The sequence below is a fragment of the Nonomuraea phyllanthi genome (genome assembly GCF_006334985.2).
GTDB classification, from domain to species: Bacteria; Actinomycetota; Actinomycetes; order Streptosporangiales; family Streptosporangiaceae; genus Nonomuraea; species Nonomuraea phyllanthi.
Map to the genome: position 1 here is coordinate 284,528 of NZ_VDLX02000005.1, position 14,645 is coordinate 299,172.

Here is a 14,645-nt window from a genome sequence, read left to right on the forward strand (position 1 = left end):
AGGCGCGGCGGACGCGGAAGGCGCGGCGGGCCTGGAAAGGGCGGTGTGGCTGAAAAGGCGGAAGGCCGTGCCGCCGCGGGCGATGCGGGGCACGGCCTTCCGGGTCCGGTCAGGCCCTGGCCGGGGCCTCCTGCCTGGGCTGTTCCGGCAGGTCCAGGCTGTCACGCAGTTTCGCGGGCTTGAGGAAGGCCGCGGCGACCAGGCCGACGACGGCGATCGCGGCCGAGATGAGGAAGATGTGGCCGGTGGCGTCCCCGTACGCGGACCGGACGATGCCCTTGATCGGCTCGGGCAGCGCGGCGATGTTGAGGCTGCCGCCCGCCGCGCTCGCGCCGGCCGGGATGCCGGCCTTGGCCAGGCCCTCGGCGATGCTGGTGGAGACCCGCCCGGCCAGCACCGCGCCGAGCACCGAGACACCGACGGTGCCGCCGAGCGAGCGGAAGAACGTGACCGCGCCGCTGGCGGCGCCGATCTCGCGCAGCGGGACGGTGTTCTGGATGACCAGGACGAGGTTCTGCATGGACATGCCGACACCGACGCCGACCGCCAGCATGTAAACCGAGACCAGCACGATCGGCGTCTCGTGGTCGATCGTGCCCAGCCCGGCGAAGCCCGCCAGCAGGACGATCAGGCCGACCAGGATGTACGGCTTGGTCCTGCCGCTCCTGGAGACCATCCGGCCGCTGACCGTCGAGGAGATCAGCACGCCCACCATCATGGGGATGGTCAGCAGGCCGGCGGCGGTGGGGCCGTAGCCGCGGCCGATCTGGAAGTACTGGCCCAGGAAGACCGATCCGCCGAACATGGCCATGCCGACCGCGAGGCTGGCCAGGATGGCGAGGGCGGGGGTGCGGCGGCGGATGACGTGCAGCGGGACCACCGGCTCCTTGACCCGGGACTCCACCCAGGTCGCCAGGACGAGCAGCAGCGCGCCGCCGCCCGCCATGACCGCGGTCTGCCAGGACAGCCAGTCGAAGGAGTTGCCGACGAAGGTGATCCAGATGAGCAGGACGCTGACGCCGGCGGCGATGAGGGTGGCGCCCCAGTAGTCGATGCTGACGTCGGTGCGGCGCACGTCCGGGATGCGCAGGGTCTTGGCCAGCAGCGCGAACGCCAGGACGGCGAACGGCACCGCCACGAAGAAGCACCAGCGCCAGCCGAGCCACGAGGTGTCGGCGATGAGGCCGCCGAGCAGGGGGCCGCCGACGGTGGCGACGGCCATGACCGCGCCGAGGTAGCCGTTGTAGCGGCCGCGCTCCTTGGGGGTGATCATCGCGGCGATGACGACCTGCGACAGGATCTGCAGGGCGCCCATGCCGAGGCCCTGCACGGCGCGGAAGGCGATGAGCTGCCCGGTGTTCTGGGCGAACCCGCAGGCCAGCGAGCTGAGCATGAACGTCGCGATGGAGATCTGCAGCAGCAGCTTCTTGTCGAACAGGTCGGCCAGCTTGCCCCAGATGGGGGTGGAGGCGGTCGAGGCCAGCAAGGACGCGGTGACGACCCAGGTGTACTGCGACTGGCTGCCGTTGAGGGCGCCGATGATCTGGGGGAGCGCCACGGAGACGATGGTGCCGCTGATCATCGCGACGAACAGGACCAGCAGCAGACCGCTGAGGGCCTCGAGGATCTGGCGGTGACTCATCGGCTCCGCCGTGGACGGCTCAGCCGTCTGTGCGCTCATGCGCGACCTCCAAGGTGATGGATATGACCGGGACACCATACATGCACATTGAGAAACTTTGCGCACTGGGCATCTATTCCCGGCGGGTAAGCTGGGCCGCGTCATGGACACCACAGTGGGGTTGCGCGAGCGCAAGAAAGCCGAGACCCGCCAGGCGGTGCACGAGGCCACGCTGCGGCTGGCGATCGAGCACGGCCTGGACAACGTCACGGTCGAGGCCATCGCCGACGCGGCCAACATCTCGCGCCGCACGTTCTCCAACTACTTCGACAACAAGGAGGACGCGCTGCTCTACGGAGACGAGCAGCGCATGGGCGAGCTGGTGCAGCGGGTGCGCGACCAGCCCGCCGGGCTGACCGGCTGGCAGGCGCTGCGCGCCGCCTTCGAGAGCCTCTACGCCGAGAGCGGCGACCCCGACCGCGAGTGGATGACCCGGGCCAGGCTGGTCAAGCAGCACCCCTCGCTGCTGGCCAGGCAGCTGGCCGGCCGCGTGCGCCTGGAGAACGAGCTGAGCCGGGTGGTCGGCGAGCGCGAGGCTGCGGCGGGCGTCGGCGCCGTGGTGCTCACGGCGGCCTTCCTGACCGCGCTGCGCATCGCCACCCTCCGGTGGGGGGCGGACCACGAGACCAGGTCGCTGTGGGAGCTCACGGACGAGACGCTCGACCAGATCGCCCGGCCCTTCACCTGACCGGCCCTTCACCTGACCGGCCCTTCACCTGACCGGCCCTTCACCTGACCGGCCCTTCACCTGACCGGCCCGCTCGCCGTGTCGCGACCGCCCGCCGTGCCGTGACCACCGGCGGACCCGGCCCGCGTCTTCCACCCTTGGGAACGGCCCGTGCGGACGGGCGCCACGTTGCTCAGCCGTCGATGGTGGCGATAACGTACAGAACGTGACTGCCGGGTCGGCCATGGGCCAAGAGCGAGTGAGGCACCCGGCCACGGCGTGAGCGCCGGGCGGGCGCGAGGCCCGCCACCTTTTCCGATGTGACGCCGACAGCCGGCGTACCCACCCTTCCTCGAACCACTGACGTCGTTTCGTCACGTGGTCGATGCGCCATGCCCGTGAACGCCCACCGCCCGACAAGAAACGCCCGACAAGAAAGCTGAGAATGCCGCACGACTTCAACCAGCAGATCATCCAGGAGTTCCGCGCCCGCGGCGGAAAGGTCGGGGGCCCCTTCGAGGGCGCCCGGCTGCTCCTGCTGACCACCACCGGCGCCCGCTCGGGCGCCCGCCACACCGTCCCGCTCGGCTACCTGCACGATGGCGCGGGCCGCGTCCTCGTCATCGCCTCGGCCGGCGGGGCGCCGCGCCACCCGGCCTGGTACCACAACCTGCGGGCCCATCCCCGGGTCACCGTGGAGACCGGGGCCCACACCGTCGAAGCCGAGGCCACCGTGCTGGAGGGCGAGGAACGCGACCGGTTCTTCGCCCGCGCCGTGGAGGCCGACCGGGGCTGGGCCGACTACGAGGCCAGGTCCGGCCGCGTCCTGCCCGTCGTCGCCCTGACCCCGGTCTCCGGCGCGTTCCCCGGCCCGGAGGGGGCGATCGACGCCGTGGAGACCCTCGTTCCCGCCGGGCCCGACGACCACGCGGCCGTCATGAACGAGATCCGGGCCCTGATGTCCCAGGCGCCGCCGCTCCCCGCCGGCGCCGACCCGGCCCCCGCGCTCCCGCGGACCGGCGGCGTGCCCGGACGGTGGGTCAACGCCACCGAGCGCTCGGCGGGCGAGGCGGGGGTGCTCCTGTACGTGCACGGAGGCGGATTCGAGCAGACCCAGCCCGAGCTGGAGCCGCTCATGGCCTACCGCCTGTCCCAGGCCGCCGGCCGCCCCGCCTTCAACATGGACCAGCGCCTGGCCCCCGCCCACCCGTACCCGGCGGCCCTCGACGACGTCGTGGCCGTCCACCGGAGCCTGCTCGACCAGGGCGTCCCCGCCGGCCGCGTCATCCTGTCGGGCGAGTCGTCCGGCGGCACCCTCGTCCTGTCGGCGCTGCTGGCGCTCAAGCAGGCAGGCGTCCCGCTGCCCGGCGCGGCCGTCGCGGTCTCCCCGCTCACCGACCTGACGCTGTCCAGCCCGTCCCTGGACGCGAACGACGGCCGGGACGTGGTCGGCCGCCCCGTGGTCGAGCACATCACCACCCAGTACCTGGCCGGCGCGGCGGCCGACCGGGCGCCCCAGTCGCCCCTCCACGGCGACCTGCGCGGCCTGCCCCCGCTGCTGCTCGTCGCCGGCACCCGGGAAGTGCTGCTGGACGACGCCCACCGCTTCGCGGCCGCCGCCTCGTCCGCCGGCGTCGACGTCACCCTCGACCTGTACGAGGACATGCCGCACGCCTTCCACACGGCCGTGATGTCGGAGGATCCGCCGCCCCCGGCCGCGACGTTCCTGCGCCGCCTCGCCGGCTGGATCGGCGGCACGGCCCCCTAGGCACGCACGCGGGCCGCGGCCTCCCGCTCCGGGCGGCGGTTCACACCTTTCTCTCACCAAGGGCAGGTAGAACGATGTCGTGAACCAACACCGTGCCGCGAAAGTGCTGGTGGTCGACGACGAGCCGAACATCCGCGAGCTGCTGTCGGAGGCTCTGGAGCTCAACGGCTTCGTCGTACGGACCGCCGCGAACGGCCGCCAGGCGCTGGAGGCGGTGGCCCGCGAGCGGCCCGACCTCATCGTGCTGGACGTGATGATGCCCGGCCTGGACGGATTCACGGTCGCGCGCAGGCTGCGCGAGGCCGGCGACAGCCCCATGATGCTCTTCCTGACCGCCAAGGACGCGGTCTCCGACCGCATCGCGGGGCTGACCGCCGGTGGCGACGACTACGTCACCAAGCCGTTCAGCCTGGAGGAGGTGGTGCTGCGGCTGCGCGCGATCATGCGCAGGATGCGGCCGGCGGAGGAGCAGGTCGACGACGGGGTGCTGCGGTACGCGGATCTGGAGCTGGACGAGCAGGCCCACACCGTACGGCGGGCCGGGCGGGCGATCCACCTGTCACCGACGGAGTTCAGCCTGCTGAGATACCTGATGATCAACGCCGAGCGGGTGGTCAGCAAGGCGCAGATCCTCGACCGCGTGTGGGACTACGACTTCGACGGCGAGAGCAGGATCGTCGAGTCCTACATCAGCTACCTGCGACGGAAGATCGACGCCGACGGGCCACCGCTGATCCACACGCTGCGCGGCGTCGGCTACCGGCTGCAGGGGCCCTCGTGAGACGCGCCTGGCCCCTGCGCCACCGGCTGCTGGCCGCGCTGCTCGGCCTGTGCGCTGTCGGCCTGGCGGCCTTCGCCACGGCGAGCGTGCTGCTCCTGGACCACTCGCTGCAGGCCAAGATGGACGCCCAGCTGACCGAGGCGGCCACCACCTTCGGCCGGCGCCCGCTGCCCCCTCCTCCGCCGCCGCCGGACAGGGGCGGGCCGGTCGAGCTGCCGACGCAGTACAGGATCGCGTTCTACAGCCCCGCCGGGGCGCTGCTGCGCGACCTGCCCTCCGGCACGGCCGGCGGGCCGGCCATCCCGCCCGAGGTGATCTCCGCGGCCCCGCTCGCCCCCGTCACCGTGCCCGCCACGACGGGGGCGGAGGAGTGGCGCGTGCTGGTCAGGCGCCTGCGCGACGGCACCAGGCTGGCGGTGTCGATGTCGCTGGAGCCCAACCGGGCGACCGTGCACCAGATCCTGGTCATCGAGGTGGCGGTGGGCGGTCTCGTGCTGCTGCTGCTCGGCACGCTGGCCCTCGCCGTCGTGCGGCTGGGGCTGCGCCCGCTCACCCGCATGGAACGTACGGCCGAGGCCATCGCGGGCGGCGACATCGACCGCAGGGTCGGCGACACCGATCCGCGCACCGAGACGGGACGGCTCGGCAGGGCGCTCAACGTCATGCTGGAGCGCCTGGCGACCGCGCTCCGCGAGTTCGAGCGCTCCGAGCGGCGGCTGCGCCGCTTCGTCGCCGACGCCTCCCACGAGCTGCGCACGCCGCTCACCTCCATCCGGGGCTTCGCCGAGCTCTACCACCACGGCCAGGGCACCCGCGACCCGGCGGCCGAGCGGCTGCTGCGCAGGATCGAGGCCGAGGCCGCGCGGATGGGCGTCCTGGTGGAGGACATGCTGCTGCTGGCCCGGATGGACCAGGAGCCCGCGCTGGAGCCCAGCACGGTGGACCTGCACGTGCTGGCGGGCGACGTGGTGCACGCCGCCCGGGCCCGCGATCGCGAGCGGCCGATCCGGCTGGCCGTCTCCGACGAGCCGGTGTTCGTGCTCGGCGACGAGCACCGGCTGCACCAGGTCATCGCCAACCTGGTCGGCAACGCCGTCCAGCACACCGATCCGGGCGCCGAGATCCGCGTCGAGGTCGGCCCGCGGGCGGTCGCCGGGGTGCCCGCTCCCGGGGTGGTGCACGCCGGGTCCGGGCCCGATCCCCGGGTCAGGGCCGCGCTGATCGAGGTACGCGACCAGGGCCAGGGCATCGATCCCGAGCACCTGCCGCACGTCTTCGACCGCTTCTACCGGGCCGACCCCGGCCGCTCCCGCGACAGCGGCGGAACCGGGCTGGGCCTGGCCATCGCCGCCGCCCTCGTACAGGCGCACGGCGGCCGGATCGAGGTGACGAGCACCCCCGGCCACGGCACCGCCTTCCGCGTGCTCCTCCCGCTCGAACAGCCCCAGGACGGCTGAGCACACCGCCGGTTCACCTCCGCGTCAGCCGCGGTTCACACACTTCTCCCAGCTTCGTGCTGTCAGATGTGTGCTGACGAAAGGAGGGACATGCTGGCAAGGTTCCGCAAACCAGCTGTTTCCGCAGGTCGCAGCGGTGATCAGCCGGTGTCGGGCGCCGAGGCGAACGGCGACCAGGGCCACCGGCTGCGGGCGCCGAGCGCGCTGCACGCCTTCAACCGGTACGAGATCAAATACCTCGTGGACACGGCCGAGGCGGCCGAACTGCGCGAGGAGATCGGGCAGCGGCTGGATCCCGACCGCCACAGCGGCGACCGCGGCTACGGCATCTGGAGCGTCTACTACGACACCCGGCAGCTCCGCTTCTACTGGGAGAAGATCGAAGGGCTGAAGTTCCGCAGGAAGCTGCGGGTGCGCCACTACGGCGACCGGTTCGCCGTGGAGGACGGCACGCCGGTGTTCGTCGAGATCAAGCAGCGGGTGAACCGGGTCACGCAGAAGCGCCGGGTGCGCCTGCCGTACCGGGACGCCCTGCGCCTGTGCGACGGACGGCGGATGGTCGAGCACGAGCCCGCCCAGCGCGCCTTCCTGGAGGAGGTGCTCGACCTGGTCCTCCGGCTGGACCTGCGGGCCGTCGCGATGACCGGCTACATCCGCCACGCCTACGTGGGCCGCGACGCCGACGTGGGCCTGCGCGTCACCTTCGACCACCGCGTCCGCGGCCGTGACCGGGACCTCCACCTCGGCGCCGACGCACAGAACCGGCTCATCGTCCCCGCCCGCAAGACGATCGTCGAGGTCAAGGCCAACGAGCGGGTGCCGTACTGGCTGACCGACCTGACCGCCAGGCGGAACCTGCAGGTGGTGCGGGTCTCCAAGTACTGCCAGAGCGTGGAGGCCCACGGGCTGGCCCCGCGCTCGATCTTCCACGTCCCCGGCCACGACCTCGACCTCCACCTCGACCACGACCTCGACCACGAATCCGGCCGCCCCAGGCCGGCCGCTCTCTCGGAGGCATGACCCCCCATGGACTTCTCCTTCCAGGATCTGTCCGGCACCTTCAGCGTGGCCGACATCGCGATCGCGATGTCGCTGTCGTTCGTGCTCAGCGCCATGATCGGCTGGGTGTACCGGGCCACGCACCGCAACGTGTCCTACAGCCAGTCGTACGTGCAGACACTGGTCGTCCTCGGCATGCTGATCTCGCTCATCATGCTGGTCGTCGGCTCGAACATCGCCCGCGCCTTCGCCCTGGTCGGCGCCCTGTCGGTGGTGCGCTTCCGCAACGCCATCAAGGAGACCCGCGACGTCGGGTTCATCTTCCTCGTCATGGGCGTCGGCATGGCGGTCGGCACCCGCTTCTACCTGCTGGCCGTCGTGGCCGCGATCGCGATCTCGCTGATCGTCATGGTCATGCACCGGTTCAACTGGTTCCAGCTCAACGTGCGGCGGCAGGTCGTCAAGGTCCAGGTGCCGCCGGACGAGGACTTCACCGCCACGGTCCAGGACGTGCTCATCCGGCACACCGACGAGTTCGAGCTGGTCAGCATGGAGTCGATCCGCGGGGGAGCGCTGACGGAGCTCATGTACACCGTCAAGATCAAGAAGGGCAGCGAGCCGGCCGACCTGATCGCCGGACTGCGCGAGCGCAACCACGGCCAGTCGGTCACGGTCCTGACCGGATACGACCAGACGGATCTGTAGGCCGGCACATGGCACCGTCCAAGCGGCTCAAGCATCGCATCCCCGTCAAACTCCGGCACAACTGGAAGCTGGTCGCGCTGTGCGTGGCGTTCCTGGCCGCCTGCTGGGGCGTGTTCGGCAGCGGGACGATCCGCCCGTACGTCACCAGCGCCCAGGCCGCCGAGGCCGGCACCGTCATCACCGACCTGACCGGCACCAAGGACCTCTTCGACCCCTCCGTGGCGCACGAGGTGACGCTGACCTTCGCCGACGCGGCGTACGAGGACATGCTGAACGAGTACTTCAAGGAGGGGGAGAAGGAGTACGTCGAGGCCGACCTGACCGTCGACGGCACCAGGATCCCCAGCGTGGGCGTACGGCTCAAGGGCAACTCCACCCTGATGAGCCTGACCTGGAAGGGGCAGTCCAAGCGGCGGAGCGTGCCCGGCGGCGGCCGGCAGCCCGCCGGGCCGCCGGAAGGCTTCCGCCCGCCCGGCGACGGACAGCAGCCCGTTGACGGACAGCAGCCCGTTGACGGACAGCAACCCCAGCAGGGGAACGGCCGGCCGCGCGGAGGCGGCGGGTTCGGCGTGTCGCTGAAGGGCGAGGAGCCGGAGAACCTGCCGTGGCTGATCAGCTTCGACGAGTTCGTGGAGGGCCGCCGCTACCAGGGCCACAGCCAGGTGGCCGTGCGGCCGGCCGCGACCGCCTCGCCGGCGATGCTGAACGAGGCACTCGGCATCGCGATGGTCGGCGCCTCCGATGAGCCGACCCAGCGCTCCGCCTACAGCTCCTTCACCGTCAACGGCCGCTCCTCGGCGCCGCGCCTGCTGGTGGAGTACCTCGACGAGGGCTACGCCGAGCGCCTCGGCGACGGGGTGCTGTACAAGTCGCTGGCCGGCGGCGGCTTCAGCTACAAGGGCGAGGACCAGACCGGCTACACCACCGACTTCAAACAGATCAACAAGGTCGGCGGCAAGGACCTGCAGCCGGTCATCGACCTGGTCAAATGGGTGAACGCGGCCTCCGACGCCGAGTTCGCCGAGGGCCTCGCCGAGCGCCTGGACGTGGAGTCGTTCGCCCGCTACCTGGTCCTGCAGAACATGATGGTCAACTTCGACGACATGGCCGGCCCCGGGCGCAACTACTACCTGTGGTACGACCTGGACAGCGAGAGGTTCACGGTCATCACCTGGGACCTCAACCTCGCCTTCAACGGCGACGCCGAGAGCGGCGTGAACGACGCCATCGGGATGGGCTTCGGCCGGGGACGCGCCGGGCAGCAGGGCGGGCCGCAAGCAGGACTGACGCAAGCGGAGCCGCCTCAGGGCGGTGGCATGAACCGCATGGGGCACCCCCTCAAGGAGAGGTTCCTCGCGAACGCCACGTTCAAGAAGATGTACGAGGAGCAGTACCGCGCCCTGTACGCCAAGCTGCTGAGCAGCGGCGCCGCCTCCCGCCTGCTCGACGAGCTCGTCGCGTCGTACGAGCTGAACGAGCGGGCCGACCCCGCCGAGGTCGGGGAGGAGGCGAAGACCCTGCGCACCTTCCTGCGGACCAGGACCGAGACACTCGGCTCCGACAAGGCGATCACGGGGTGACCTGCGGGTGATCGTGGAACCGGACGGACATAGGCTCGTGCCCATGGCCGACCCCATCCTCGTCCTGAACACGGGATCCTCCTCCATCAAGTACGAGCTCCTGGACCCGCACACCCGCACGCGCTCCGCCAGGGGCCTGGTCGAGCGCATCGGGGAGGCGCGGGGGCGGCTGACCCACCACGCGGGGGACGGGCCGCCGTACGTGCGTGACCGTCCCTTCCCCGGCCACGCCGACGGGCTGGAGGCGATGATGGAGGCGTTCGCCGCCGCGGGCCCGGAGCCGTCCCCCGTGGCGGTCGGGCACCGGGTGGTGCACGGCGGCACGCGCTTCACCGAGGCCGTGCTCATCGACGACGCCGTCATCGCCGCCATCGAGGAGCTGTCCCCGCTCGCCCCCCTGCACAACCCGGTCAACCTGACCGGCATCCGGCTCGCGCTCAAGGCGTTTCCCGAGGTGCCGCAGGTGGCCGTCTTCGACACCGCGTTCCACCGCACGCTGCCCCCGGAGGCGTACACGTACGCGGTGCCGCGAGAGTGGCGCGAGCGGCTCGGCGTGCGCCGGTTCGGCTTCCACGGCACCTCGTGCGCGTACGTCTCCCGCCGCGCCGCGGCCGTCCTGGGCCGCGACCTCGCCGAGCTCAACCTGATCGTGCTGCACCTGGGCAACGGCGCCAGCGCCACCGCGATCTCCGGCGGGCACAGCGTCGACACCTCCATGGGCATGACGCCGCTCGAAGGGCTGGTCATGGGCACCCGATCCGGCGACGTCGACCCCGCGCTCGCCGGTTACCTCGCCCGCACGGAGGGGCTGGACGCCCAGCAGGTGGAGCACGCGCTCAGCCACGGAGGCGGCCTGCTCGCGCTCGCCGGGTCCGGCGACATGCGGGAGGTGCGCGCCCGCGACGACGACGAGGCCGGGCTGGCGCTGGAGGTCTACACCAGGCGGATCCGCAAGTACGTCGGCGCCTACCACGCGCTGCTCGGCTGCCGGGTGGACGCGATCGTGTTCACCGGCGGCGTGGGGGAGCACGACGCCGCCACCCGCGCCGCCTCCCTGGCGGGGCTCGACCGGCTCGGCATCGCCGTGGACCCCGCCCTGAACGCGACGGCATCGCTGGAGGAGCGGGCGGTGTCGCTCCCCGGCGCCGAGGTGGCCGTCCTCGTCATCCCCACCGACGAGGAGTGGGAGATCGCCCACCAGACCCTCGCGCGACTGGCCGACTCGCCCTCGCCGACCGGCCGTCCCTGAGCGGAGCCCGTTCCTGAGTCTCCGAGCGGGGCCCGTTTCCTGGGGACGGCCGTCCCTCAACGAGCGGGTGCCCGCCGCGGTCAGTCGCGGGCCGCCGTCTCCAGCGGCTCCTCCTCATGAGGACGCGGCTCCTCGTCACGCACCTGCGCGGCCGTGACCGCGACGGTGGTGACGATGTCGGCGACGGTGGCGCCGCGCGACAGGTCGTTGACCGGCCTGCGCAGCCCCTGCAGCACCGGCCCGACCGCGACGGCGCCGGCGCTGCGCTGGACGGCCTTGTACAGGTTGTTGCCGGTGTTGAGGTCGGGCACCACGAAGACGGTGGCGTGGCCGGCCACCTGGCTGCCCGGCATCTTGGTCCGGGCCACCGAGGGGTCGACCGCGGCGTCGTACTGGATGGGCCCTTCCACCAGCAGGTCGGGCCGGAGGTCGCGGACCAGCTCGGTGGCGGTGCGCACCTTGTCGACGTCGGCGCCCGCGCCCGAGGCGCCCGTCGAGTACGACAGCATCGCGATCCTGGGCTCCACGCCGAACCGCGCGGCGGTGCCGGCCGAGGCGATCGCGATGCCGGCGAGCTGCTCGGCGCTCGGGTCGGGGTTGACCGCGCAGTCGCCGTACACCAGCACCCGATCGGCCAGGCACATGAAGAACACGCTGGAGACCAGCCCCAGGCGCAGGATCTCGAACGCCGGCCTGATGGTGTGCGCGGTGGTGTGCGCCGCGCCCGAGACCATGCCGTCGGCCAGGCCGGTGTGGACCATCAGCGTGCCGAAGTAGGAGACGTCCGTGACGGTGTCGCGGGCCAGCTCGACGGTCATCCCCCGGTGCGCCCGGACTCTGGCGTACTCGCGGGCGAACCGCTCGCGCAGCTCCGCGTCGAAGGGGCTGAGCACGCGGGCCTCGTCCAGGTCGAGACCGAGCTGGGCCGCGCTCGCCCTGATCCGCTCCTCGTCACCGAGCAGGGTGAGGTCGGCGACGCCACGGCGCAGCAGGACGTCGGCCGCCCGCAGGATGCGCGGCTCCTCTCCCTCGGGCAGCACGATGTGCCGCCGCGGGGAGCGCGCCCGGTCCAGCAGCTCGTACTCGAACATCAGCGGGGTGACGACGCCGGTCTTGGCGATGTCGAGGCGGTCGAGCAGCGACCGCCCGTCGACGTGCTCGGCGAACAGCCGCAGCGCCGTGTCGACCTTGCCGCCGGCCTCGGGCGTGAACTGGCCCTCCACCGCGGACAGGCGGGTCGCGGTGTCGAAGGTGTCGCGGTCGGTCGCGATCACCGGCAGGGGGATCGCCATGCCGCTCAGCAGCCGGTCGACCGGGGCCGGCAGATCGGTGCCGCCGGTGACCACGACCGCCGACAGGGCGGGGAAGCCCGGCGCGGTGTGCGCCGCGATCAGGCCCGGCAGGAGCGCGGCTGCCCGATCGGACGGGATGATCACCGCGGCGCCCTCGGTGCAGCGCTCCAGGATGCCGGGCAGCGACATGGCGCCCACCATCAGGTCGCTCGCCTCGCGGCCCAGCCCGTCGCGCTCGCCGAGGAAGAACCTGCCGTCGCACGCGTCGAGCAGGTCGGCGACGGTCGGCGCGCGCAGGGACGGCGTCTCCGGCAGCACGAACACCGGCGTCGGGTGCTCGACCGCGAGCGGCTCCGGGGCCTCCGACCGGGTCACCACGACGGCCAGCTCGTGGGCGTGATGCTGCGCCAGCTCCCTCGACGACAGCTCGATCGCGGCGGCGATCCGCGACGGCGTCCTGCCTCGCTCGCTCACCACGTTGACCACGGGCGTGCCCAGATCCGCCGCCAGCCTGGCGTTGAACTCCAGCTCCGTCGGCGCGCCCACGTCGGTGTAGTCGGTTCCCACCACGACCACCGCGTCGCACCGCAGCGCGAGCGCGCGGTAGCGGGCCACGATGTCACCGGCCGCACGCTCGGCGTCGGCGTGCACCTCGTCGTAGGTGACGCCCGCGCACATCTCGTAGGGCAGGGCGAGCTGGAACCTGCCGCGAATCGTGTTGACGAGGTTGTCCTCGCGGCCGGCCCGCACCACCGGCCGGAACACGCCCACGTTCTCCACCTGCCGTGACAGCAGCTCGACCAGGCCGAGGGCCACGGTCCCCTTGTTGCTTCCCGCCTCGCCCGCCGCGACGTACACCGCACGTGTCATGCCCCCATTGTCCACGGCATCGTCCACGGCCTCTCACGTGCGTGGACGGGCACGAGGCGGTGCGGCGCCGCTGTCGGTTCCCGGTCGGATGAGCGCGTACTGTGACAAGAAGGTGACGTGATGAGAGCGCCGGGAGGAAAGCACCATGGCGCACGATCGGGGGCGCGGCCAGGCCGGTGACGGCGAGGCCGCGTGGCCGCCGCAGCGCGTTCTGGACCGGCCCCGGCTGCGGCGGCTGCTGGACGGGGTGGTGGCGGTCAGCTCCGGCATGGACACCCGTACGGTGCTGCATCGCATCGTGGAGGCGGCCACCGACCTGGTCGCGGCGCGCTACGGGGCGCTGGGCGTGCTCTCGGAGAGCGGCGAGGTCATCGACCTGATCACCGTGGGCGTCGACGAGCAGCGCCTGTGCGCCGCCATGGGCCTGCCGCAGGGTCACGGCCTGCTGCACAGCATCGTGGACGAGCAGGCGCCGCTGCGGGTGGCGGATGTGGCCGGGCACCCTCACGCGGTCGGCTTCCCGGCGGGCCATCCCGTCATGCGGACCCTGCTGGGCGTCCCGCTCATGGTGCGCGGCACCGTCTACGGCGACCTCTACCTCGCCGACAAGCTGGACGGCACGCCCTTCGACGACGACGACGAGGGCCTGCTGATGGCCCTGGCCAGCGCCGCGGGCGTCAGCCTGGAGAACGCCCGCCTGTACGAACAGCTCAAACGCGCCGCCGAGCAGCTGCAGCGCGGCATGCTGCCCGTCCTGCCCGACCTCTCACCGTTCAGGGCCGCGGCCCGCTACGAGCCCGCCTCCGACCTGCCGAGGCTGGGCGGCGACTGGTACGACGCCATGATGCTGCCCGACGGCGCCACCTGCGTCGTGGTGGGTGACGTGACCGGCCACGACGTCGAGGCGGCCCCGCTGATGGGGCAGATCCGCAACATGCTGCGGGCCATCGCCGTCGATCGGTGCGGCCCGCCCGATCTGATCGTGTCGAGACTGGACCACGCGCTGACGATGTTCGACGAGCCGCCCATGGCCACGTTGCTGCTCGGCCGCATCGAGCGCGTCCGTGGCGGGGGCGTCGGTGGCGAGGGTGCCGGTGGCGAGGGTGCAGGTGGAGAGGGTGCAGGTGGAGAGGGTGTCGGTGGCGAGGGTGTCTGCGGCGAGGGCGGCGGGTGCGTCTTCAGCTGGAGCAACGCCGGGCACCTGCCGCCGCTCCTGCTCGGCGCGGACGGCGGCGCGCGCTACCTGGCGCCCGCCTGTCACGGGATCCCCGTGGGCATCGACGCGTCCGTCGCCCGGTTCAGTCACGAACAGTCCCTTGGGCCCGGCGACACCCTGCTGCTGTTCACCGACGGGCTGGTCGAGCGGCGCGACCAGGACATCGACACCGGGCTGGCCGACCTGGCCGAGCAGGCCGCCCTCCTGGCCGAGGCCCCGCTCGAGGAGCTGTGCGACACCCTGATCGGCCGGAGCCGGCGGGTGTTCGACGACGATGTCGCCCTGCTGGCGCTGCGCATCCCGGCGGACTCGCGGGGGCGGGCCGGCCCGCCGGCCTGAGCACGTCCGTAGCAGCGAGGAGGTCCACCCAGGCGTGGAGC

11 protein-coding genes are annotated in these 14,645 nt (G+C 72.2%); 9 read left to right on the top strand and 2 right to left on the bottom strand.

The window, feature by feature from the left end:
- Positions 1–109: 109 nt before the first annotated feature.
- Entirely contained in the window at positions 110–1,681 is a 1,572-nt protein-coding gene (locus tag FH608_RS15620; protein WP_139631211.1) for an MDR family MFS transporter, read from the bottom strand.
- 103 nt (positions 1,682–1,784) lie between these two features.
- On the opposite strand from FH608_RS15620, the gene FH608_RS15625 reads away from it, so the two are divergent.
- The 8 genes from FH608_RS15625 to FH608_RS15660 all read left to right on the top strand — a co-directional run bounded on the left by FH608_RS15625 (position 1,785) and on the right by FH608_RS15660 (position 10,887).
- Positions 1,785–2,369, top strand: coding sequence for a TetR/AcrR family transcriptional regulator (locus FH608_RS15625; RefSeq protein WP_139631212.1), 585 nt, complete (start codon positions 1,785–1,787; stop codon positions 2,367–2,369).
- 424 nt (positions 2,370–2,793) lie between these two features.
- Positions 2,794–4,116 (top strand): nitroreductase/quinone reductase family protein, encoded by a 1,323-nt coding sequence (locus tag FH608_RS15630; protein ID WP_139631213.1) that lies wholly within the window; start codon positions 2,794–2,796, stop codon positions 4,114–4,116.
- A 79-nt stretch (positions 4,117–4,195) separates the two neighbouring features.
- Positions 4,196–4,897 carry a response regulator transcription factor gene (locus FH608_RS15635; RefSeq protein ID WP_139631214.1) on the top strand — a complete coding sequence of 234 codons (702 nt, stop codon included), beginning with the start codon at positions 4,196–4,198 and terminating at the stop codon, positions 4,895–4,897.
- Positions 4,894–6,354, top strand: a complete 1,461-nt coding sequence (locus tag FH608_RS15640) for a sensor histidine kinase (RefSeq protein ID WP_193318439.1) — start codon at positions 4,894–4,896, stop codon at positions 6,352–6,354. Before FH608_RS15635 ends, FH608_RS15640 begins: the two co-directional genes overlap by 4 nt.
- 90 nt (positions 6,355–6,444) lie before the next feature.
- Entirely contained in the window at positions 6,445–7,374 is a 930-nt protein-coding gene (locus FH608_RS15645; RefSeq protein ID WP_139631215.1) for a polyphosphate polymerase domain-containing protein, read from the top strand.
- A 6-nt stretch (positions 7,375–7,380) separates the two neighbouring features.
- Positions 7,381–8,058: a DUF4956 domain-containing protein gene (locus tag FH608_RS15650; RefSeq protein ID WP_139631216.1), complete on the top strand. Its 678-nt coding sequence runs from the start codon at positions 7,381–7,383 to the stop codon at positions 8,056–8,058.
- An 8-nt stretch (positions 8,059–8,066) separates the two neighbouring features.
- Positions 8,067–9,638 carry a CotH kinase family protein gene (locus FH608_RS15655; RefSeq protein ID WP_139631217.1) on the top strand — a complete coding sequence of 524 codons (1,572 nt, stop codon included), beginning with the start codon at positions 8,067–8,069 and terminating at the stop codon, positions 9,636–9,638.
- Between the two features lie 43 nt (positions 9,639–9,681).
- A complete protein-coding gene (locus FH608_RS15660) occupies positions 9,682–10,887 on the top strand; it encodes an acetate/propionate family kinase (RefSeq protein ID WP_139631218.1) in 1,206 nt (401 codons plus the stop codon).
- An 80-nt stretch (positions 10,888–10,967) separates the two neighbouring features.
- Here the strand turns inward: FH608_RS15660 and pta are convergent, their stop codons facing one another.
- Positions 10,968–13,049: a phosphate acetyltransferase gene (gene pta, locus FH608_RS15665; protein WP_139631219.1), complete on the bottom strand. Its 2,082-nt coding sequence runs from the start codon at positions 13,047–13,049 to the stop codon at positions 10,968–10,970.
- A 145-nt stretch (positions 13,050–13,194) separates the two neighbouring features.
- On the opposite strand from pta, the gene FH608_RS15670 reads away from it, so the two are divergent.
- Positions 13,195–14,604, top strand: a complete 1,410-nt coding sequence (locus tag FH608_RS15670) for a PP2C family protein-serine/threonine phosphatase (protein ID WP_139631220.1) — start codon at positions 13,195–13,197, stop codon at positions 14,602–14,604.
- Positions 14,605–14,645 lie beyond the last annotated feature (41 nt).